Annotated in this window: 21 protein-coding genes and 1 tRNA gene; 9 read left to right on the top strand and 13 right to left on the bottom strand. The window is 60.6% G+C overall.

Annotated features, from left to right (window positions below; genetic code table 11):
• The 8 genes from NZN28_RS06670 to lnt all read right to left on the bottom strand — a co-directional run.
• Window positions 1-939: ABC transporter ATP-binding protein (locus NZN28_RS06670; RefSeq protein WP_295396434.1), on the bottom strand; the 939-nt coding region annotated here is incomplete at its 3' end.
• Window positions 936-1,964 (bottom strand): ABC transporter ATP-binding protein, encoded by a 1,029-nt coding sequence (locus tag NZN28_RS06675; RefSeq protein WP_295396437.1) that lies wholly within the window; start codon window positions 1,962-1,964, stop codon window positions 936-938. The genes NZN28_RS06670 and NZN28_RS06675, both read right to left, overlap by 4 nt.
• Window positions 1,965-2,040: 76 nt before the next feature.
• Complete coding sequence (locus tag NZN28_RS06680) at window positions 2,041-3,609, bottom strand: ABC transporter permease (RefSeq protein ID WP_295396438.1); 1,569 nt, start codon at window positions 3,607-3,609, stop codon at window positions 2,041-2,043.
• A 12-nt stretch (window positions 3,610-3,621) separates the two neighbouring features.
• Complete coding sequence (locus tag NZN28_RS06685; RefSeq protein WP_295396441.1) at window positions 3,622-4,818, bottom strand: ABC transporter permease; 1,197 nt, start codon at window positions 4,816-4,818, stop codon at window positions 3,622-3,624.
• 55 nt (window positions 4,819-4,873) lie between these two features.
• Complete coding sequence (locus tag NZN28_RS06690) at window positions 4,874-6,607, bottom strand: ABC transporter substrate-binding protein (protein WP_295396443.1); 1,734 nt, start codon at window positions 6,605-6,607, stop codon at window positions 4,874-4,876.
• 264 nt (window positions 6,608-6,871) lie between these two features.
• Window positions 6,872-7,099 (bottom strand): preprotein translocase subunit SecG, encoded by a 228-nt coding sequence (gene secG, locus NZN28_RS06695; protein ID WP_295396446.1) that lies wholly within the window; start codon window positions 7,097-7,099, stop codon window positions 6,872-6,874.
• A gap of 23 nt (window positions 7,100-7,122) precedes the next feature.
• A tRNA-Leu gene (locus NZN28_RS06700) sits at window positions 7,123-7,208 on the bottom strand.
• Between the two features lie 36 nt (window positions 7,209-7,244).
• Window positions 7,245-8,639, bottom strand: coding sequence for an apolipoprotein N-acyltransferase (gene lnt / locus NZN28_RS06705; RefSeq protein WP_295396448.1), 1,395 nt, complete (start codon window positions 8,637-8,639; stop codon window positions 7,245-7,247).
• A gap of 358 nt (window positions 8,640-8,997) precedes the next feature.
• On the opposite strand from lnt, the gene NZN28_RS06710 reads away from it, so the two are divergent.
• Window positions 8,998-9,708, top strand: coding sequence for a metallophosphoesterase family protein (locus NZN28_RS06710; protein ID WP_295396451.1), 711 nt, complete (start codon window positions 8,998-9,000; stop codon window positions 9,706-9,708).
• A 224-nt stretch (window positions 9,709-9,932) separates the two neighbouring features.
• On the opposite strand, the gene NZN28_RS06715 is transcribed toward NZN28_RS06710, so the two are convergent.
• A complete protein-coding gene (locus tag NZN28_RS06715; RefSeq protein ID WP_295396453.1) occupies window positions 9,933-10,640 on the bottom strand; it encodes an NTP transferase domain-containing protein in 708 nt (235 codons plus the stop codon).
• 68 nt (window positions 10,641-10,708) lie between these two features.
• Here NZN28_RS06715 and NZN28_RS06720 point away from each other — a divergent pair, with 68 nt between their 5' ends.
• The 5 genes from NZN28_RS06720 (at window position 10,709) to NZN28_RS06740 (ending at window position 15,589) form a co-directional block, all read left to right on the top strand.
• Window positions 10,709-10,912 carry a DUF3248 domain-containing protein gene (locus tag NZN28_RS06720; RefSeq protein WP_295396457.1) on the top strand — a complete coding sequence of 68 codons (204 nt, stop codon included), beginning with the start codon at window positions 10,709-10,711 and terminating at the stop codon, window positions 10,910-10,912.
• Complete coding sequence (locus tag NZN28_RS06725; RefSeq protein WP_295396460.1) at window positions 10,913-11,359, top strand: DUF3809 family protein; 447 nt, start codon at window positions 10,913-10,915, stop codon at window positions 11,357-11,359.
• 117 nt (window positions 11,360-11,476) lie between these two features.
• The gene (locus NZN28_RS06730) at window positions 11,477-12,154 is read left to right on the top strand and encodes a metal-dependent hydrolase (protein ID WP_295396462.1); all 678 of its coding nucleotides are present in this window, start codon (window positions 11,477-11,479) and stop codon (window positions 12,152-12,154) included.
• Between the two features lie 40 nt (window positions 12,155-12,194).
• Window positions 12,195-13,058, top strand: a complete 864-nt coding sequence (locus tag NZN28_RS06735) for a serine/threonine-protein kinase (protein ID WP_295396464.1) — start codon at window positions 12,195-12,197, stop codon at window positions 13,056-13,058.
• Between the two features lie 605 nt (window positions 13,059-13,663).
• Window positions 13,664-15,589 carry an AMP-binding protein gene (locus tag NZN28_RS06740; protein ID WP_295396465.1) on the top strand — a complete coding sequence of 642 codons (1,926 nt, stop codon included), beginning with the start codon at window positions 13,664-13,666 and terminating at the stop codon, window positions 15,587-15,589.
• A 323-nt stretch (window positions 15,590-15,912) separates the two neighbouring features.
• On the opposite strand, the gene NZN28_RS06745 is transcribed toward NZN28_RS06740, so the two are convergent.
• Window positions 15,913-16,176 (bottom strand): hypothetical protein, encoded by a 264-nt coding sequence (locus tag NZN28_RS06745; protein WP_295396468.1) that lies wholly within the window; start codon window positions 16,174-16,176, stop codon window positions 15,913-15,915.
• A gap of 857 nt (window positions 16,177-17,033) precedes the next feature.
• Here NZN28_RS06745 and NZN28_RS06750 point away from each other — a divergent pair.
• A complete protein-coding gene (locus NZN28_RS06750; RefSeq protein WP_295396471.1) occupies window positions 17,034-18,680 on the top strand; it encodes a dynamin family protein in 1,647 nt (548 codons plus the stop codon).
• A gap of 118 nt (window positions 18,681-18,798) precedes the next feature.
• Here the strand turns inward: NZN28_RS06750 and NZN28_RS06755 are convergent, their stop codons facing one another.
• The 3 genes from NZN28_RS06755 to NZN28_RS06765 all read right to left on the bottom strand — a co-directional run bounded on the left by NZN28_RS06755 (window position 18,799) and on the right by NZN28_RS06765 (window position 20,405).
• Window positions 18,799-19,404, bottom strand: a complete 606-nt coding sequence (locus NZN28_RS06755; protein ID WP_295396473.1) for an MFS transporter — start codon at window positions 19,402-19,404, stop codon at window positions 18,799-18,801.
• A 138-nt stretch (window positions 19,405-19,542) separates the two neighbouring features.
• Entirely contained in the window at window positions 19,543-19,920 is a 378-nt protein-coding gene (locus NZN28_RS06760; RefSeq protein WP_295396475.1) for a universal stress protein, read from the bottom strand.
• Window positions 19,921-19,988: 68 nt separating this feature from the next.
• On the bottom strand, window positions 19,989-20,405 hold the full coding sequence (locus NZN28_RS06765) for a universal stress protein (RefSeq protein ID WP_295396477.1): 417 nt from the start codon (window positions 20,403-20,405) through the stop codon (window positions 19,989-19,991).
• A 333-nt stretch (window positions 20,406-20,738) separates the two neighbouring features.
• Between NZN28_RS06765 and NZN28_RS06770 the strand changes: the two genes are divergently transcribed.
• Both NZN28_RS06770 and NZN28_RS06775 read left to right on the top strand, forming a co-directional pair.
• Window positions 20,739-21,095: a response regulator gene (locus tag NZN28_RS06770; protein ID WP_295396479.1), complete on the top strand. Its 357-nt coding sequence runs from the start codon at window positions 20,739-20,741 to the stop codon at window positions 21,093-21,095.
• Between the two features lie 50 nt (window positions 21,096-21,145).
• Window positions 21,146-21,616, top strand: coding sequence for a chemotaxis protein CheW (locus NZN28_RS06775; RefSeq protein WP_295396481.1), 471 nt, complete (start codon window positions 21,146-21,148; stop codon window positions 21,614-21,616).
• The last annotated feature ends 8 nt before the right edge of the window (window positions 21,617-21,624 follow it).

Here is a 21,624-nt window from a genome sequence, read left to right on the forward strand (position 1 = left end):
CACAGTGGTCGCGCATTCGGCTATCGCATAGCGGCAACGGGTGCGGAAAACGCAGCCCGAAGGTGGGTTGATGGGGCTGGGGATATCCCCCTGCAGCACGATGCGCTCACGCTTGATGGTGGGGTCGGGGGTGGGGATGGCCGACAGCAAAGCCTCGGTATAGGGGTGGCGCGGCTTCAAGTACAGGTCGCGCGAAGGCGCCAGCTCCATCACCTTGCCCAGGTACATGACCGCCACACGGTCGGAGATGTACTCCACCACCGCCAGGTCGTGGGCGATAAAGAGGATGGTCAGGCCCAGTTGCTCCTTGAGGTCTTGCAGAAGGTTGACCACCTGCGCCTGAATGGAAACGTCCAGCGCCGAAACCGGCTCGTCGGCCACGATAAACTCCGGGCGCACTGCCAGGGCTCGAGCAATCCCGATCCGCTGGCGCTGGCCCCCCGAAAACTCGTGGGGATAACGGCGCACGTGGTCGGGGTTGAGGCCCACCAGCTGCAACAGCTCGGCCACCCGCTCGGCCCGTCCCTGGGCCGAACCTTCCAGGTTGTGAATGACCAACGGCTCCGCAATGATATCCCCCACCGTCATGCGCGGGTTGAGCGAAGCAAAGGGATCCTGGAAGATAATCTGCATCTTCCGCCGATAGCTGCGTAGCTGGTTCTTGGGTAGATGGGTGATGTCCTGCCCATCGAAGCGAATGGTGCCTTCGGTGGGCTCAATCAGGCGCAGGATGGTCCGGCCCACGGTGGTCTTGCCCGACCCAGACTCTCCCACCAGGCCCAGCACCTCACCTTTCTTGACCGCAAAGCTCACGTCGTTCACTGCTTTGACGTTGGCCACCACCCTTGAAAGAATGCCCCCACGAATAGGGAACCACTTCTTGAGGTTGGCCACCTCAACCAGGTTGGCCGTGGTCGTACCAGGGGTTGCCACGCTCATGCTCCCACCGCCTCACCTTTTTGAATCTCGGCCCAGCGCACGCAGCGCACCATATGCCCGTTTCCGGCATCCTGCAAGACGGGAATGTCCTGGTCACACAGGCCCGGCTTGAAGAACTTGCAGCGCGGGTGGAAGGCGCAACCCGGGGGCAGGTTGAGCGGGTTGGGCACGTTGCCCGGAATGGCTTCCAGGCGTTGCTGGTGGGTGGCTGCTAGGTCGAGGCGGGGCACCGAGTTCAAAAGACCCATGGTGTAGGGGTGCAGGGGTTTCTTGAAGGTGGGCACCACATCGGCTTCCTCCACCGCCCGCCCCGCATACATCACCACCACCCGGTCGGCCATCTCCGCCACCACGCCCAGGTTGTGGGTGATGAACAGGATGCTCATGCCAATCTCTTCACGCAGCTTGTTCATGAGCTCGAGAATCTGGGCCTGGATGGTCACATCCAGGGCGGTGGTGGGCTCGTCGGCAATCAGGAGGGAAGGGTTGCAGGAGAGCGCCATGGCAATCATGACCCGCTGGCGCATCCCACCCGACATCTGGTGCGGATAGTTGGCAAGGCGTTTTCTGGGCTCGGGAATACCGACCAGATCGAGCATTTCGGCGGCCTGATCGAGGGCTTCCTTCTTGCTCTTACCCTGATGCAGCACGATGGCCTCGGCAATCTGGTCGCCCACGGTATAAACGGGGTTGAGGCTGGTCATGGGCTCCTGGAAGATCATGGCAATGTCGTTGCCACGAATCTTGCGCATGGTGGCCTCGTCTTCCTTGACCAGATCCCGGATTTTGCCGTCTTTGCCCCTAAAAAGCACCTGCCCACCGACAATCTTGCCAGGGGGGTTGGGAATCAGGCGCATCATGGAAAGACTGGCAACCGACTTGCCAGAGCCCGACTCGCCTACTACGGCCAGGGTCTCGCCTTTGTCAATGTGGAAAGACACCCCATCTACGGCCTTCACCACACCATCGTCGGTGAAAAAGTGAACCTTGAGGTCTTTTACATCCACCAACCTTTTTTCGTCCATTCCCACTCCTAAGCACTGCAACAGCAGATTACGACATTATAGCGGCATCAGAGCCAGATTCATCAAAACCAGCGCCCTAGACCTTGGTACGAGGGTCAAGCGCATCGCGCAAGCCATCTCCCATAAAGTTATAGGCCAGCACCGCCAATAGAATGAAAACCCCAGGAATGAGAAGCCAGGGCCGCTCGCTGAAGGCCGTAATGCCGGTGGCCTGGGCCTTGGAAAGCATCAGCCCCCAGGAGGTAGCTGGTTCCTGGATACCCAGCCCCAGGAAGGAAAGGCCCGACTCTCCCAGAATAAAACCAGGAATGGCCAGCGTGACCGCCACGATTAAGTAAGTGTAGGTTCCTGGGAGCACATGTCGAATGATAATCCGGGCATCGCCCGCCCCCAGGGCCTGGGCAGCCTGAGCAAACTCCATCTCGCGCAGTTGCAGCACCTGACTGCGGATGATGCGGGCCAGCCCTCCCCAGTTCACAAAAGAGAGGATGGTGACGACCAGTACGAAGCGCACCGCAGGCGGCACCTCCATGGGGATGAGCACCGAGAGAATAATCAACAAAAACAAATCGGGTATGGCTGCCAGCACCTCCACCGCACGCATGATCAGGGTGTCCAGGTCGAGCTCGATGCGCGGCCAGAGCAGAATGTATCCGATGGCGCCCAGCAGCGCTGCCCCAATCAGACCAGCAATGATGGCTTCCAAGCCCCGGCTGCTCTGCCAGAAGCCCCAGACCGTAATCCAGAGCAACCAGGCCATCCCCCCCCAGGCCGAAAGCCAGAGGAGAGCCCTGGCCAGATGGCTGCGCCAGACCAGGAAGTACATCAGACCCCCCAGCCCCACCAGACCCAGCACCAGGCCCAGCCCGCCAAGGGCCAGGGTACTCACGCGCTGAAGGTCGGGCTTGATGTAGCGTTCGTACCCCTGGCCCATCCCATAGAGCAGAGCCGCCATCAGAATCAGACCGACCAGCGCCAGCAGATGATCAAGCCAGCGGCTGCGGCGCACAAACTCCCAGAAACGGGGGTTCAGTAGACCGATACTGAAGGTAACCGGCCGGCCCGCATAGAAACCGGAGATACTGCCCATGAAGATGCCGATTAGCAGGGCCAGGGCCACCGCAAAGATGCCAATGGTCAGGCTGATGCGGGCGCCAAACCAGATGCGACCCCAGATGTCGCGGCCAAAGTCGTCGGTACCCCACAAAAAGAGCTTGGCCTGGTCTTCCAGCAGCCAGGGCCCGCCCATCAGGCGCAAATCGGCGGGAATCAGCCCCAGAAAACGATAGGGCTCTCCCTTGACGAAAAAGTAGATGGGGTAGCGGCCTTTTTCACAATCGGTGATGACCTCGACCTTGAAGGTCTCGAGGTTCCGGCGCCGCTCCGAAGCGCATACATAGGGCCTGGTCAGTTGCCCATTCTGATCGCGCCAGAAAATTTGGGTGGGCGACGCAAAAGAAAAGTCGCGGAAGCTCTTCTCTTCTGGATAAGGGGCCAGGAAGTCGGCGAACAGGGCCCCCAGGTAGAACACCAGCAGCACCGCAGCGCCCAGCCGTGCCAGGGGATGGCGTTTGAAGCGAATCCAGGCTTGCTGGAAAAAGCTCCGGTTGGCCTGGGGGGTGCTTAACTGCGCTCTTCGTATCATGTCAGTCTCCCCCTAGCTGTAACGGATGCGCGGGTCCACCCAGGCCAGCAGCAGATCCGAAACCACGTTGCCAATCATCAGCAAAACCGTCGTAATGGTGATGAGGCCCATGATGACATACACGTCAATGGCCGAGATGGCCTCCAGTAGGGCAGGGGTAATGCCGGGCCAGGCCATGGTGACCTCCACCAGCCCAGCACCCCCAATCAAGCCCGGCAGCAACCCCCCAATCCCGGCAATGAAGGGGATGACGGCATTGCGCAGGGCGTGTTTGTAAATCACCACCCGCTCGCTCAGACCCTTGGCGCGAGCGGTGCGGATATAGTCCTGGGAAAGCACGTCCAGCATCTGGCCGCGCATAACCCGCATGAGGCCGGCCAGGCCCGACGTACCCACCACGATTACCACCGGAAAGGCGTGCCAGAGCACGTTGGTGATGCGGGCCCAGAGGGGCGACTCGGTGTAGGGCAGCCGTTCCGGCAGGCCCGGCCCCTGCAACAAAGGCCAGAGCATCAGCAGAGCGCTCATGCCAAACAGCACCAGCCCCACCCAGATGCCAAATGTGGCCGCCTGCTTGCGCTGAACACGCCACCAGAACAGACCGGCAAAAACCAGCGTGCCCAATAAGGCCGGCGGAAAAAGGATCTGGGCCGCCCGGGTCATGTTGCCCAGGTGAAGGAACTCGTTGGTCATGCCGCCGATGGGCAGAATTCGCATATCGGTAAGGTCGGAAAGCCAGACTGCCAAAAAGAGCATGATGAGCCCAAAAAAGAAGTTGGGAATGGCCAGACCCAGAAAGGCCAGTACCGTAAAGGTTCGGTCGGGCCAGGTGTATTTGCGGATGGCTGAGTAAACCCCGACGGGAATTGCCACCAGATAAATCATCAGGGTAGCCAGCACCACCAGCACCATAGAGTTCAGGATGCGCTGGCCAATCACGTTCCACACATCGGTTTTATACGAGAGGGAAAGGCCCAGGTAGCCTTGCAGGATGCCCGAAAGCCACTTGGCATACTGCACCGGCAGGGGCTGGTCGAGGCCTAGTTGCTGGCGCAGATTGGCAATGGACTCGCGGTCTTGGGTGGGGTCGAGCTCGAGCCGGGTCACGAAATCGCCCGGCGCAAGCTGGATGACCAAAAAGGCCAGCAAGGTGGCGCCAAAGAAGGTGGGGATTAGCTGGAGCAGCCTTCGTACAACGTAGCCAAACATAGAACCTCAGCATGAAGGCAAGGGGTGGACGTCCACCCCTTGCCCCCGAAGGCATTTACTCCTTGGCAAAAATGGTCTCGATGTAGGGGGCCTGTCCGGTGATGGAGTTGATTTGTTCCTTGGGGAACATACCTCCCAAACGGGTCAGGCGGGCCGGGTTGTAGGCCGGAGCCACCGTGTAGATGAGCGGCAGGTTCTCGGCCACGACCTTCTGGAACTGCACGTAAATCTGGCGGCGCTGGGCCTGGTCGAGGGTGGTCGCCCCCCGCTTCATCAGGGTGTCAATGAGCACCTCGAAGGACTCCACCTTGGCAGGGTTCTTGCCGCCGGTGCCCAGGTTCCAGGCGTGCAGGGTGCCGTTGAGCTCCCACACGTTGCGGCTGAAGGCGGGTTCGATGCCACCGGTGAGGCCGATCAGAATGGCGTCGAACTCGCGGGTGCCATCGGCGGCGGGGGTGGTGAGCTGGCGCACGAGTTCGTTGAAATCAATGGGGCGGTACTCCACCTTGACCCCCACCTTGCGGGCCTCGTCGCGGAAGATCTGGGCGATGCGCTCCCGCACGTTGTTGCCCTGGTTGGTGACCAGGTTGAACTCCAGCACCTTGCCCTGGGCATTCACCAACCAGCCGTCGCGGTTCTTGGTACGGAAGCCCAGCTCGGCCAGAAGCTGCAAAGCCCGCTGGGGGTTGAACTCGAACTTGGCCACGTCGTCGGTGAAAAAGGCCTTGTTGGGGATGGAGATGGGGCTCCACTGCGGCTGACCCAGCCCGCCCAGGGCCACCTCAATCATGGACTTCTTGTCCATCAGGTGGGCCATGGCCCGGCGGAACTTGACCTGACGGAAGAGGTTTTCCTTGAAGGGGTCTTTGCTGTTCCAGTTGAAGACGATGAAGTTGGTGCCCAAAGTGACGTCCACGTTGGGGAAGATTTCGGCCCGCAGACGGTTACCCCGGATGCGCTCCAAAACCTGGGCCACCTGGTCGGCGTTGGCCGCCGAGAAGGTATCGGCCTCCCCGGCCAGGAAGCGGGCCAGCTGCGCATTGAGGTCGGGCACAATCTGCACGGTGTAGCGCTCCAAGTAGGCCACCGGGCTGTTGCGGTCATCTACGCCCCAGTAGGTGGGGTTGCGCACCAACACCACCCGCTCGCCCTTGACGTAGCTGTCAAGCTTGAAGGGACCCCCCGAGACGACCTGGGCCGGCGGAGTGTCCAGGTTCCACAACGCCTGAAGCTGCTGCACCCCTGCACGGTAGGCGGGGCCAAAGATGTGCTCAGGCACAATGTACCAGCCCTGGATCAGCGCCGGGGCGTAGGGCTTGGGGAAGTCGGCCCGCACCGTGAACTGGTCTACTTTAGTCCAGACGATGGGCTGGCCGTCGAGGATGAACTGGCTCCTCGAGTTGGAGTTCACCCGCTGATCGGCGTGCACCGTTGCGCTGAAGATGACATCGTCGGCATCAATGGCCTGCCCATCGGACCAGCGCGCCCCCTCGCGCAGGCGGAAAATAACGGTCAAACCGTTGTTGCGCACCTCCCAGGAGCGCGCCAGGTTGCCCTCGGGTGCCTGGGTGTAGGGGCTGTAGCCCGAAAGGGTGGGCAAAAACAGCCCGATGATATCGGTGGACGAGGTCTCACGCGCCACAAAGGGGTTCCAGGTGCGCGGGTCGGAGATGGCGGTCACGCGGTAAGCCCCCCCCGCCCGACCCGGCTCGGTACCCTTGAACACCTTGGGCTGGGCTAGGGCCAGTCCAGCCAGGGCGAGCATTCCTAAGGCCAACAGTTTCTTCATCTCAAGCCTCCTGATTTTGAACAGTTCACCACCCTCGCTGCTTTAGGGGAACCACAACGAGATGGACTTGGTACAAAGCTATATAGCCATCATGCGACTGTCAAGGGCTTAAGGGTGAATTGATCGTCTGGCCATATCCACCAATCGGTGGATGGGCCTAGCCAACGGTGGATGGGTTCGGGCAGCGGGGCCCCTGGTTCCAAAGAAAAACCCCCTCCAGCGCGGATGGAGGGTGGTCATTGAGTGGGGAGCCAAGTCCGCCGGTTAGCGGCTGAAGAAGCGGAACGAAAAGGCCAGGATTACAAAAATGGCACCCAGAATTACAGTGATGCGGTAAAGCCCGCCCGTTACACCGCGGGTGCTGAAGAGGTCGGTTGAACCACCAAACATATCGCCTGCGCCCTGTTTGGGTTCTTGTGAGAGCACCAGGTAGACCAGGAATCCGGCCACGGCGATGTACAGAAAAATCAGGATGTTTTGAAGTATCTCCACGCTAAGCCTCCAGGGGCGCTTGTTGGTGCCGGGAATGGGACTCGAACCCACACGGCTGTTAACCGTCCGATTTTGAGTCGGGTGCGTCTACCAATTCCGCCATCCCGGCACGCGGACAAAAGTTCTGGCGCACTCGCCAGCAAGACTAAACTATAGTGCCTTTTGCACGGATTCGCAAGCCGAACACCGTCAAAGCCCCTGCCAGCACCACGGCCCAGTCCCCGAAGCGTACGTATGGGGTAAGGCCCCCGAGCAGGGCAAACTGCCCGGCCAGATAGCCGGCCTGCCGCTGGGGAATGCGGGCCGTAACCCGTCCAAAAGGATCCACAATGGCAGTCACCCCATCGTTGCCGGCCCGCAACAGCCAGCGCCCGGTCTCGACGGCCCGCAAGCGGCCCATCTGAAAGTGCTGCAAGCCCCCAAAGCTGGGGCCATACCAGGCGTCGTTGGAGCCGAGCTGCAAAACCTCTGCCCCGTTCAAAACCAGCTTTCGTGCCACCGATGGGAAGACCGATTCGTAGCAAATGAAGGCGCCGTACTTGTCCAGGGGGGTATAGGTGGTTCCAGGTGTACGGCTGCCCAGATCGCCGTAGAAACCGAATGCCCGAAAGAAGAAACGATACACCGGGCGCAGGGCCTCGCTCCAGGGGAAGAACTCTCCGAAGGGCACCAGCCGGTTTTTGTCGTAGTAGTGGGTAATCTGACCCCCCACCACCCGCACCGTCCGATTGGTGAGACCGGTCTCGAGGCCGCTCAAAAGCTCTCGGCTGCCCAAAAAAGCAGACAGGGTGGGCGAAAAAGTTGCCACGGCGGTCTCCGGCCAGACCACCACCCGGGCCTCGGGATGGGCTTGCAGGCCCCGGTAGGTGAGTTCCAGATAGGTTTCCTCGGCAGAGACCCCCTCGAGCTTTCGCAAGGGGTTGATGTTGCCCTGCACCAACAGGGCGGTCGCGCTCCCCTGCGTTGGGGGTAGTGGGAGAACCCACAGCCCCACCCACAGCAACAGAACACCGAGCAACCCCAGACTGTACGTGGAAAAAACCACCCGCTCTTGCATCAGGCGGCTTCCCGTGTAGTACAGGGCCACAGCCACCAACAAAACCAACAGCGATAGCAGGTAGACCCCACCAAGGCTCGAGAGCACCCGCCCCGGCGCATCCACCAGGGCATAACCCAAAAAGCCCCACGGAAAAGCAATTTCACCCAGGGAGGTGAGGTATTCCTGCACCACCCAAAGCCCCGCCCGGGCGAGGGGTTTGCCCCGGCTCAGACCAAACACAACCCCCCAGATAGCGGCCTTGATTAAGACCAGCGGAAGATAGGGCACCGCTCCCCAGGGCGTTTCAAACAGCACCACAAAACTAAGCGGCAGCCAGACCAGATGCACTGCCCAGAAGCCAACTCCGGCCAGCAGGCCAAAACGAAAGCCCCCCTGGGTCGAGAGCCAGATCAGGGGTAGAGGAACCAGAAAGCCCAGCGGCGATGGCGGCAGACAAACCGCAAGAAAGGCGCCTAGAAGGAGTGGGGGCCACCATTGCACGGCTAAAGCATACGCCGCTCCATTGAAAAATGTCTAAATACGAGGCCCGGCATAGGTTTGCCTACAAGCGACTTTCAAGGATACACAAGGTGGGAATGGGAGGTCGGAGGTCGGTAGTGGGTCGCCACGGCTTGCCTTCTATACCCAAAGCCTTGCGGCCCGCTTCACTGCTCCTCATTTCGCAAAGTGTTCAAGGAACGCTGGCATTACAAGTCCAGATAAAGCCGCCCATCCAGGCCGCCACTGCTTTGTCCCGGACAAAGCTTTCTTGGAGTCGAATGTCTCAATAATGCGTGAAGAGCGCTAAAAGGGGCAAATAAGCTTTCCTAATGACTCTTTCATGTCAAAATGGTTGGCGATGCGGCTCGGGATTATCGCTGAAATTCACGCCAACCTACCGGCACTCGAGGTGGCTCTGGAAGCCCTTCGAAAAGAAGGGGTTGATCAGGTTCTGGCCGTGGGGGATCTGGTAGGCTATGGCCCGCACCCGCGCCAGGTGATTCGCAAGCTCGACAGGGAAGGCATCCCTTGCGTACCTGGAGCCGCCGACCTGCGGGTGGCTTATGCCCTCCCCTCTCCCCCGCGCGAGGGCATTGCCGAGACCACCATCGTCTGGACCCGCGAACAACTGGGGCAGCGCGAGATGCACTTTTTGCGCAACCTTCGTTCGCGCCACCGCTACGAAACCCCTGGGGGACGCTTGATGGTGTTCCACGGCTCTCCAGACGACCCCGAGCACAAGGTAGATCTCAACGATGCTCACCCGGCAGAAATTTTGAAAATGCTGGAAAGCATCCGCTCACGCTATGCGGTGGTCGCTGGCAAGCACATCCCCTTTCGCCGGGTGGTACACAAAGGCGTGGTTTACGACCCCGGCTCGGTTGGGCTCAGCCTGGGGGGGGAGCCCGGTGCCGATGTGCTCATTATGGAAGACGACATCCACGGCGAAGTCCATCATCGCTTCCTCAAGCTACCCTACGATTATGGTCAGGTTACCTTCGACCTGGCCGCCTGGGAGTTGCCGGAGGTGCTGGCCGAAGTGGTGCGCCAGGGTCGGTTTCCCAAATAAGCCCTGACGCGCCCCTGTTTTCTCGCCGCAATGGCATAGAACCAACGTCAGGCGCATGAGCAAGTTTCCGGGATACACCCGGTGAGCATGGGCGGTCGGCGGCAGGTTGTGGGTCTCCGGCACCTGCCTCCCCACGCCTTAAACCCTGCTTCGATTTGCCGCTTCAACAGCATGCAAAGCGTTCAAGCAAAGTTGGTATTGGAGCCTCCGAACCCGGCCACTTTTCACCCCAACCACTGCAAATCCTCTTCTTTATCCAGGTCAACCCCCACCTCGGCGTAGGGGGTGATGAGGGCCCTGGCCGGCACCCCGATGATTTGCGAGACCCTGGCCTCGAGCCCCGGAATATCCGCCCGGCCCAAAAGCACCTTCAGCAGGGTACCAAAGCCGATCATCCGAGCCAGGGCCAGGGGTTTTTTGCGCAGCTCGAGGGCCCGTTTGAGCAACGGAAGGGCCGTGAAAAAGAGCTGTTTGTTGATAATAACGATGTTGCCCCCCGTAAAAGAACCCTCCCGGACACGCGCATAGGTGCGCCGCATCCCGGGGAAGCGTTGCTCAATGATGGGTTTGGCGATGATGGTGTATACGAAGCCTGCCTGGGGCGCATGTTCCAGCACCCAGCACACAGCCTCTACGCTCAGAAAGGGCATATCGCCGGTTGCGACCAGCACTTTTTCACCCACCGCCGCCTGGAGGCCCGCCTCGAGGTTGGCAATCAGGCTACCGTGGTCGGGCAGGGCTACTTTGGGGGAGGGCTTCAAGGGAACCGGAGGGCCCACCAGAATCACTTCCAGCCCCGCTTGAACCAGGGCCCCCAAGGTATGCTCCACCAGCGGACGGCCCCGGTGGGGCACCATGGTCTTGCTCACCACGCCAAACTTCTGGGCCAGCGGGTCGTCGGCTTTGCCCCCGGCCAACACAATGGCTTCCACCGCCCTAGTTTACCCTTCGTCACCCGGCTCTCTTTACCCAACCCCCATCAGCCGATACGCTATGGGTTATGGACGACCTGCTCGAGCGGCTGGGAAATCATCTGGTCTGGCGCATCGGCAAGGCCGAAAGCGAGGAGGTGCTGGTGGTGCGAGTCGGGCTGGCCTCGGCAGCCCCCGAGTTCGGCCACCTGGCCCGTCTGCGAAACGTAACCGATGATGAGATTGAGCAACTCGTACAGGCCGGACAACTGCGGGTGGAGTGGGTCAACTAAATGGTGCTGGAAAAATCTTTCCAACTACACCTGGCCGAACCCCCCGAACACCTGCTCCAGCCCGAGCAGGTGTTCGCTGGCAAGCCCCCCTTCGGCGAGCTGACCCGCCAGGACACCACCCTCCAGGGCTACCTGGTGGCCGAGGCCCCGCTGTTTGGGGAAATCCATTTCCCTTTCCAGAGCCGTATTCACCCAGAGGGCTCCACGGCCCGTCTGGAGGCTATACCCCTCCCCGACCCCCCCAACTTCTGGGCCGAGCTCGAGGGAAGCGGAGCCGTTGTAGAAAATGGGATCAACTACCAGCTGACCCTCCGCATCCATGCCACCTTGCCCCAGGGGGAAAAATGGGGGGGGCGGGCTTTGGGGCGGCTCGCCGAAGCTGCCTTCGAGCGCAACGTAGAGCGGGTTCTGGGGCGGCTGGCCAGAGCCTGGCCTGGGCGTGCCTGACCTCAGCCTTTCCCGGCATGGACATCGGCTCTACCCGGTTTAAGATCCCAAGGGCACTCGAAGGACAAATCAGGAAGGCGCAGGGGGCATATACTGGAAGCACTGGGAGGTGGAACCGTGGTTGAAGTACGTTATCTGGGACACTCGGCGCTCCTCATCAGCGACGGCAGCACCCGCATTGTGGTTGATCCCTTCCTGAGCGGCAACCCCAAGGCAGCCCTGAGCGCCGACCAGGTGGAAGCCGACCTGATTGTGCTCACCCACGCCCACGGCGACCACTATGGCGACAGCGCAGCCATCAGCCAGCGCACCGGGGCTCCCATCGTCTCCAACTACGAAATCGTGAGCTACGCCGAGAAGCATGGCGCCAAGGGCGTGGGCATGAACCTGGGGGGCACCTACCGGTTCAAGGGCGGCTGGCTCAAGTGGTTTGCAGCCCAGCACTCCTCCTCGTTCCCCGACGGAACCTACGGCGGCGTAGCCCAGGGCTTTGTGCTGGAACTGGGCGGCAAGCGAATCTACAACGCCGGCGACACAGCCCTGTTTAGCGACATGGCGCTGGTGGCCCCGTATAATGCGGATCTGGCCATTCTGCCCATCGGCGACCATTTCACCATGGGGCCCGACGATGCTCTCAAAGCCCTCGAGCTGACCCGCGCCAAACAGGTTTTACCCGTGCACTACAACACCTTTCCCCCCATCGCCCAGGATGGCGCGGCCTTCGTGCAGCGGGCCGGCCTTCTGGGGGTAGGTGGCAAGGCCCTTCAACCGGGGGAGTCCATAACCCTTTCGTAACGCGCTCTTTGCTGAAATAGCCAAGGAACCTGGGATTTACATGGACTATCGCCGACTGACCCGTCAACACTACAAGCTGGAGATGCTCCTGGGCTTGGGGCGGTCGTCGCAGGTTTACCTGGCCCATGCCCCCGACGGCACCAAGGTGGCCCTCAAGGTGCCCCGCCGCGAGGTACGCACCGACCGGGCCCTGACCGAGCGCTTTGCCCAGGAAGTAGCCCTTTCCCTGACGCTCAACCACGCCAATCTGGTGCGCGGGCTTTCGGGGCGACCCGAGGGGGAAGGGGCTTTTTTGGCGCTGGAGTATTTCGAGGAGGGGACGCTCGAGGACAGCCTCAACAAAGGCCCCCTGAGCCGCGAGGTGGCCCTCGAGTGCCTGTGTCAAATCGCCGAGGCCCTGATTTATCTCCACGACCGGGGCATCATCCACCAGGATGTCAAGCCTTCGAACATTTTCATTGACGGGCTGCTCTTCAAGCTCGGCGACTTTGGGGTGGCCAAGACCCGCGAAAACCCCAAACCCCTGGAACGGGCGGGAAGCCCCTTCTACATGGCCCCGGAGCTCTTCATGGGCGAACCCGCCACCCCCGCTTCGGACGCCTACTCATTCGGGGTGATGGCCTTCGAGCTGCTGGTGGGCAAAAGGCCGTTTGTGGGCGAGACCCTCGAGGAGATTACCTATGCCCACCTGCACAAACTACCCCCCCCGACCAACCTCCCTCCCCACCTGGATCGGATCGTGCGCAACCTCCTGGCCAAAGACCCGGCCATTCGCGCCACCCCCAAAGCCTTTCTCCAGGTCGTGCGCGGCACCCCCCAGGCCGAACCCAGTCCCAGCAAAACCCCCGCCGAGGAAAAACCAGCTAAGGGTAAAGGTTTGTTCGGCCTGTTCCGGAAGCGGTAGAGCGAAGGTGCTCCGCGAGTCACATAGCTACAGAATGCCGCCCTGGCAACGGCGCAGGGGCAATCGTGTCGGGCAAAAACATCAAATTTTGAGGAGGCGTGAGCCAACGAAAAATCTGGAAGCACGCACGGGTAAATGGGCGGCCTCCGATGCCTCCGATTGACTGAAGCGCACCAAGCACGCTCTTATCGCGCCCTTCACAGACGTGGCCGCCCACGAAAACGAGAAAAGAGACGTGCCTCACCGAGGTGAGGCACGCTTGTCTGCGTTACGTCTGGGCTGAGACGCATGTTTTCGAGTTTCCAGGCGGCCACTGTTCTGTCCAGGACAAAGCTTTCTGATAGTTGAATGGCTCTAAATTTGTGAAGAGCGCTCTAATCGTGCCTTTCACGCATGGGCAATAGGCAGCGGAGAGCTGATGGCGCTCCTTCCAGCAATCAAAACAGCGAAAGCCGCAGCAGGAGGAATACTGCGTGCGGCCCGGCTTCTCTGCATTACCCCTCACGCTTGAAGGCAATGTGCCCAAAATAGCAAGGAGCGCTGTGGTGGGTACTCGTGGACGCACCCTTCCAGATAAACTGGAGGCAAGCAAAGCGAGGCCGAACATGAGCGAACCCATCTGGTTTCCATCCGATGAATACAAACGCGGCAGCCATATCGAAACCATGCTGCAACGCCTGAACCTCAGCAGCTACGAGGCGTTCTACGCTTTCAGCATCCAGCAGCCCGAGGCTTTCTGGGAGGCAACCCTAAAGCTTCTGGGCATCGAGTGGTTTACCCCCTATCGCCAGGTGCTGGATGTGTCCCAGGGGCCGCAGTGGCCCCTGTGGTTTGTGGGGGGGCAGCTCAACCTGGCCTACAACGCCCTCCACCATGCCAAAACCCGGCCCCACGACCGGGCCCTTGTATGGGAAGGGGAAGATGGGGCGGTGGTGAGGTTGAGTTACGGCGAACTCGAGGCCGCCGTGGCCCAGACGGCCCATGCGCTCCGTTCGCTGGGCATTGGCAAGGGGGATCGGGTGGGCCTTTTCCTGCCCATGCTGCCCGAAACCGCCATCAGCGCCCTGGCGCTGGCTCAAATCGGCGCGATTTTTGTGCCCATCTTCTCGGGCTATGCCGCCGAGGCAGCCGCCACCCGGCTTCAGGATGCCGAGGCCCGGCTGGTCATTACCGCCGACGGCTTCTACCGCAGGGGCAGCCCGGTCAAGCTGCTGGACAACGCCCGCGCCGCCGCCGCCCTATCGCCCAGTGTGCAAAAGCTCCTGGTGGTGCGCCGCTTTGGGAACGCAGCGCTGGCCCCAAACGAGGTGGCCTGGGATCAGATTGTCCCAAAGCAGCCTTCCACCGCCGCTTATGAGCCGATGGATAGCATGGATCCCTTCATGCTGATCTACACCTCCGGCACCACCGGCAAACCCAAGGGCACCGTGCACTACCATGCGGGTTTTCCCATCAAGGCCGCCCAGGACATGGCCCACCTCTTCGACCTGCAAAAGCACGAGACCCTGTTCTGGTTCACCGATATGGGCTGGATGATGGGCCCCTGGGCCATCCTGGGGGCCCTGACCATCGGAGGTACAGTGTTGCTTTACGAAGGGGCTCCCGACCATCCCAACGAGGGCCGGTTGTGGGCCCTCTGCGAGCGGCACGGGGTCACCCACCTGGGCCTCTCCCCCACCCTGGTGCGGGCCTTGATGCCCCTGGGCGAGGAACTTGTGCGCAAACACGACCTGTCCAAACTGCGCATGCTGGGCTCCACCGGCGAACCCTGGAACCTGGAGCCCTACCTCTGGTTTGCCAAAACCGTCGGCCAGAACCGCCTGCCCATCATCAACTACTCCGGCGGCACCGAAATTGGCGGGGGCATCCTGGGCTGCACCGCCTGGCGGCCCATCAAGCCCATGGGGTTCAACACCGCCGTTCCGGGCATTCACGCCGAGGTGCTGGACAGCACCGGAAAGCCCGTGCGGGACGAGGTGGGCGAGCTGGCCGTGCTGGGGCCCTGGCCCGGACAGACCAAAGGTTTTTGGAAGGCCCCCGAGCGCTACCTGGACACCTACTGGAGCCGCTTCGAGAACATCTGGGTACACGGCGACTGGGCCATCCTGGATCGTGAGGGCCACTGGATGATCCACGGGCGCAGCGACGACACCCTCAAAATTGCCGGGAAACGGGTGGGCCCCGCCGAATACGAGAGCGCCGCCGTCGAGCATCCGGCGGTGAAGGAGGCCGCTGCCATCGGCATTCCCCATCCGGTCAAGGGCGAGGCCGCGGTGGTGTTCGTGGTGCTCAGGCCGGGCCAGACGCCGGGTGAGGAGCTCGAGCAAGCGATTGGTGAAACCATCGTGGCCCGGCTGGGCAAGGCCCTCAAGCCCGACCAGATTATTTTTGTCCCCGACCTGCCCAAGACCCGCAACGCCAAGGTGATGCGAAGGGTGATCCGAGCTGCCTTTCTGGGACAAAACCCAGGCGACCTCTCGGCCCTCGAGAATCCGCAGGCGGTCGAAGCCATCCAGCAAACATCGCGCTGAAGGTTGTCTAGAGCGCACTTCACATATTGTGAGCCATTCGAGTTTGAGAAAGCCTGGTTCTCAAGAGAACAGTGGCCGCCTGGAAACTCGAACACATGCGTCTCGGCCCAGACGCAACGCAGACAAGCGGGCCTCACCGAGGTGAGGCACGTCTCTTTGTCCCTTCTCGTTTTCGTGGGCGGCCACGTCTGTGAAGAGCGCGATAGAGCCTCACCGGGTGCGAGGTGTGGCTTCTGCTGCGCTCATGAAAACCGTTATGGGCCTTTCTCCAAACCAAGGTCAAAAAAACCGGCTCCATACCGGAGCCGGTTCTGAGTATGGGCCTACTTCTTGGCGGCGGTCTTCGTAGGAGCAGCCTTCTTCGCCGCAGGTTTCGCAGCAGCTTTCGCCGCAGGCTTGGCAGCGGTTTTCGCTGCGGGCTTGGCAGCCGCCTTGGCCGCAGGCTTGGCAGCGGCTTTTGCGGGAGCAGCCTTCTTCGCAGCGGGCTTGGCCGCCGTGGTTTTCTTTGCAGCGGGCTTCTTGGCCGCGGGCTTGGCGGCAGCTTTCTTAGCTGCCGGCTTCTTGGAGGTTTTTGTTTGTTCAGTCATGTGTGTTCCTCCTTAGTTCAGAGTGGAGCCATCCCGGTAGAAACCCTCGAATCATGCGCTATCCAGCGGATGATTCGCCCACCGCACACAACCAGATTTCTGGTCTTGCGCGAGTTGTGGACGAGCGTTTCTGTTAGATTGTGGCTCCACTGAGGTTCACTATACAACATGTTGTGTGATTTTTGCACGTAAAATACAACCCCTGGGTGAATTTTCAAATTAGCCGATACGCAACGAAAGGTCGTGTTTTTCCCTTTCTCATCGCATTTTTTAGACCTGCCCTTTTCAGCGAAGCACATCTTAATCAATGGCGATGGCAACCAATGAGCTGAGTTGCCGGTCTCTGGTGTCACCACCACAACCCACCATTTGTCTCGTATCTATCGGGATAAAAAGAATGCTGTAAATTTCTTTCACGCCTTCAGTAGAGCCAGGCCTGAGCACAAAAAAGGTTGCCCAAAAGCTCGTCTCGCTTCCCTCAATGACCCGCACGAATCGCAACGCTGGGCCAGAGCATTCACCGGCCCCGAAAGCCTGGCTGAGAAGGGCGGTGATCGCAGCACATGGAGCATCCAATCGCAAATTTTTACACCTGACCTCCGGGGCGTCGCCAACCGTGGAGGCATCTGGGGTCCACTAAGACCTGTGAATGCTGGCGCATTGGATTCCATACTGTGCCCGGCATGGGGCTTTTGTACGGAGTTTGAACCTATCCCTGTTTTGCCTTCAAACACCAGATGAACCAGTGGATAAGCTGCTTGGACGTTGCGCTCGGTGTTCTGCGTCCACAGGTTGCAAACCCTGGGCCCACCCGATGGCGCAAAGCCCTTACATATCGCTACGATAGAATACTGAGCATGTTGGGTTCCAAAACATTGGCCCTGGCTCAGGATGTGCGTGCGTTGCTGACCAAAGGGCTCGATACACTGGCTCGAGCGAACATCGAAACCGAGCCGCTCAAGCAGGCTTTGTTGGATTTGGACGGCCCTTTCTTGTTGGTGGTTGCCGGTGAATTCAACAGTGGAAAGTCTTCTTTGCTCAATGCGCTTCTGGGGGGCGATTTTTTGAAGGAGGGGGTCACGCCCACCACCGACCGCATCAACCTGATCGGCTACGGCCCCGAACCCAAACTGGAGCCGCAGTCCCCCGAGCTGGTGCTCATTCAGTTGCCACACCTACTTCTCAAGGATGTACGGCTGGTCGACACCCCCGGCACCAACGCCATCCTGCAACATCATGAGGTCTTGACCCAGAAATTCCTCCCCCGTGCCGACCTGATACTGTTCGTCACCAGTGCCGACCGGCCCTTCACCCAGTCCGAAGCCGACTTTCTCAATTTCATTCGGGCCTGGGGCAAGAAGGTGGTGCTCATCCTCAACAAGATGGATTTGCTGAGCGAGCCCGAGTTGCAGCAGGTACTCGAGTTCGTCCGAAAAGGGGCCGACCAGACCCTGGGACACATCCCTCCAATCTTCTTTGTGTCGGCTCGTTGGGCACGGCAAGGCAACGTGGCCCAAAGCCATATTCCTGAGCTCGAGGCCCACATCCGGCAGGTGCTCACCCACGAGGCGGCCCTCCTCAAGCTGGGTTCGCCCCTGGGGGTGCTGGCGCGGCTCAGCGAAGAAGCCAGGCCTGCGCTGGAAACCAAGCTCAAAGAGGCCGAAAAGCAGCTTGCCACCTGCCGCGAGCTGGATGGCCTGCTCCAGCGACACGAAGAACGCACCCGCCGTGACTTTACCGGACAGGTCGCGCTGGCGCTGCAGGCCATTGACGAGGTGCGCAGCCGGGGCGAGCGCTGGCTGGACGAAAAGGTGCGATTCTCCAAGTTTCTTGAGTTGCTGCAATCCAGCAAGCTCAAGCAAAGTTTTATTGATGATGTGGTCAAGGGGGCCAACCAGGAAATTGAGCGCCGGGTGCTGGAGGCCATGAACTGGCTGGCCAAGCGCGACCGCGAACTGCTTGAAGATGCCCTCTCGCTGCTGCGCGAAGCCCCAGGCCTGCGGCAAACCGAGCAGGTCGGCCCCGAAGAGCGCGCCATCGCGGGCAACCTGGAAGAGGCCCTGCGCTCCTTCGATGCCGAGGCCGAGGCCATTCAGTTGCGCGACTTCATCCAGGAGAGCCTGCGCGGCACCGCCCTGGCCGAAGTGGGGGTGATGGGGTTGGGCCTGACCATTCTGCTGGTCGCACAAAAAATAGCCTTCGATATCCTGGGCATTTTTGCTACGGTGTTTGGCGCCATCCTGGCTACCTCCATCCTGCCCCGCCGCAAGGAGACCGCCAAAGCCCGCCTGCGCGAGCGGTTGGCGGAGCTAAAGAGCACCCTCGAGCGGGCCCTGCGCGAGACCCTGGATACCGAGATGCAGCGCACCCGTGAACGCTTCCACAGCCTCTACCGCACCCCCTGCGCCCGCCTCGAGAGCAGCCGCGACACCACCCTGGCCCAACTGCAACAAACCGAAGAATTAAGAAGGGAAGCCCTCGAGCTGCGCCGTCGGCTGGGCTGATAAAACCGAGCCTTTGGGCATGTCGTGGCACCACCTCGGCTGAAGGTTTACTGGCAAATCTTTGGTCACCCCTCGCGAATGGCGTGCTTTCAGCCTTCGGCAGCGGGCTTTGGGCATTTTACTGACGACTGCCCCTATCCTGGGCTTGGTGCGTCTCCTCGAGATTCAGCAGCACCGCAATACCCAGCAGATACACCACCACAACCCCCAGCGCCACAGCCAGGAAACTCAGGTGCACACCCACCCAACCTGCGGCCATCATGGCCACACCAAAAATGATGCCGCCCGCGCCCCAGTAGCTCCCCATGCTGCGGCCTCGGAAAGCCCGACGGGTAATGTCACCCAGATAAACCGCTTCTATGGTGTCCCAGAAGCCATCGGTCAGGCCATCCAGCATCAGCACCCCAACCAAAACCCCGTACAACCAGGGCTCCGGCAAATGTTGGCTCAGGGGATAGGCCAGGTACACCCCCACACTCAGAACCGCACTGACCAGCAAAAAAGGTTTACGCCCGTAGCGGTCCACCAGCCTGCCCACAAAATAGGAGCCCAGTGAATCCATCGCGGTAATAATCCCCAACCCCACCCCCGCCGCAACTATTCCCTCCATCTCGTACAGAAAAGCGATCAGAAACGGATAGTAGAACCCATCGGCCAGCGACAGGAGTGCACTGGCCAGATAAATCGTCTGAAAGCCTCGGAAGGGTCCCTCGCCGGCTTTCATGGCAAACCTCCAACTTCCCTTTGGGTGATATCTGTAGCGAATAAGTGATACCCTTCAAAACCAGGCCTCTTGCTCAAGGCAAGTCCAAATCGGCAAGCATAAAGCCCTGCTCTACGCTTTGTCTGTGTTTATGTTCCCTCACCGGCTCTTCACGGTGAGTACCGGAATCGTCGAGGCCCTGACCACCCCTTCGGCTACCGAACCCAGGCCCTGGCCCCCCTGGCCGCTCACGCCCATCACAATCAGGTCGGCCCCCCAGGCGCTGGCCGACTCCACCACTTGCTGAACCGGGCTTCCCTGCACGACCTCATGACCCGGCAGGCTGGTTTCGCCCTTCCAGGCATCGGATACCAGCATCTCCAGCTCGAGCAAAGCCTCGGTCGTGGTAAAAGGCGATTCCTCGGTGACCACGTGCAACACGCGAACTTCTGCCTGGGGGAAGTGCGCTCGAGCCAGCTCCAGTGCTCGCTGTGCGCAGGGTGAAAAATCGGTGGCAACCAGTACCTTGTTGAACATAGTTCACCCCCACAATTCCCGGCAGCCTCGAGCCTAGCCTAGCCGCTTTCCTGGGGCTTTGTGTCCCGCTATCGCACCAGCAATACCGGACACGGGGCATGGGTGACGACCTTTTGGCTCTGGCTACCCAGGAGCAAACCGCTGAGCTGTCCCAAGCCCCTGGTTCCCATCACAATCAGGTCAACCTGCCGCACCTGTGCAACCCGGAGAATGGCCTCTGCCGCCGGCCCTTCCAGCACTTCGGTTTCCACCCGGGGCAGGTCCCCCAGCAATGCCTGAGCCTGCTCCATGGCCCGCTCTGCGGCCTCGGTTCGCCTGGAGATCACCTCTTGCAGGTAGGGCTCCCCCAGATAGTCCGGAACCGGATCGTAAGCATGCACCACGCAAAGGGCTGCCTGGTATTGTCGCGCCAGATCGGCAGCCAGACGGGCCGCTTTCTGGGCATGGGCAGAGCCATCAAAGGCCAGCAAGATGTTCTTGAACATGGCGACCTCCTTGACAAAATAGCCTCGGCAACCTTTCCTTTCGGACGAGGCTGCCGAGGTTGGAAGCAGGAAACCCGTAACCGAACTTTCCTGCTTTCAACTTAAGGTTATACCCACCCCGGCCCTAGCGCCAGGGACTTTTATCCTGTCCAAGAACAGTAGCCCAGGCCACATCCCCCATTTGGGGGTATTCGCACGTAACGCCCAGATGTCACAGGGGTGTGCAACCATCACAGGCGGCGCATAACGCTTCACGTAACTTGGGTTTACATTGCGGGCGGGAATACCTCTCGGCAGTCATCCGTGCCTCCGCTCGCAAACGTGGAGGAACTTATGGCAAAACTGATCGCGGTTGATGATTCTTTGGCAGACCTGAAGCTAATCGAGCAAGCGCTTTCGCAGTACCACCAGGTGGTCTTGTACCAGGGCAGCGAGAATGTGGAGCAGCGCATTGAGGCCGAAAAACCCGATGCCGTACTGCTGGATGTGGTGATGCCGGGCCGCAACGGCTACGAAGTGCTGCGCTCGCTCCGCCGGAGTGAGGCCACCAAAAATATCCCGGTGCTGGTCATCAGTTCGAAGGGCGAACCAACCGATATTGAGTGGGGCAAGCGCCAGGGCGCCAACGGCTACCTGACCAAACCTTATACCCCAGAGGCCCTGCGCAAAGCCGTCCAGGAACTGCTCTGAAAGGAACCTGACCCGGCCTGTATGGGGCCCCCGGTTCCAGGGCGAGAGCCATGATGACTAGCACCATCAGCAAAATTTGGGTGCTGCGCTTGGGCAGCACCTTTCTTGGGGTAGAACCGAGGGTTTTTAAGGAGGTTCTGGAAGTCAGCCAGCCCACCCCGGTTCCACTGGCCCCTGCCCCCCTGCTGGGGCTTGTTAGCAACCAGGGCCAGATCGTGCCTGTGTTTGACCTGAGCCACACTTTGCAGATTGCGCCTGCTGGTTCTGGCATAGCGGCCTTGCTCGAGTTCGAAGGGCAGCCCCTCGCCTTCATGATTGACGAGGTGATGGGGCTTCGCACCAACCTGAGCGGGGCCTGGTTTTCCCCCAGCCAAGACCCCCTATTCTCTGCCCTCCTGGAAGAGGACGGCAAAACCGTGCAAATCCTCGAGGTGCGCCAGCTTTTCGCGCATCTCTCGGTACAGATGTCAACCCCGGCACAAACCTCGGCAACTCCAAGCCGATTGGTACCCCAAGCCTAAGGAGCTCA

The sequence above is a fragment of the Meiothermus sp. genome (assembly GCF_025056915.1).
In the GTDB taxonomy this organism is placed as follows: Bacteria; Deinococcota; Deinococci; order Deinococcales; family Thermaceae; genus Meiothermus.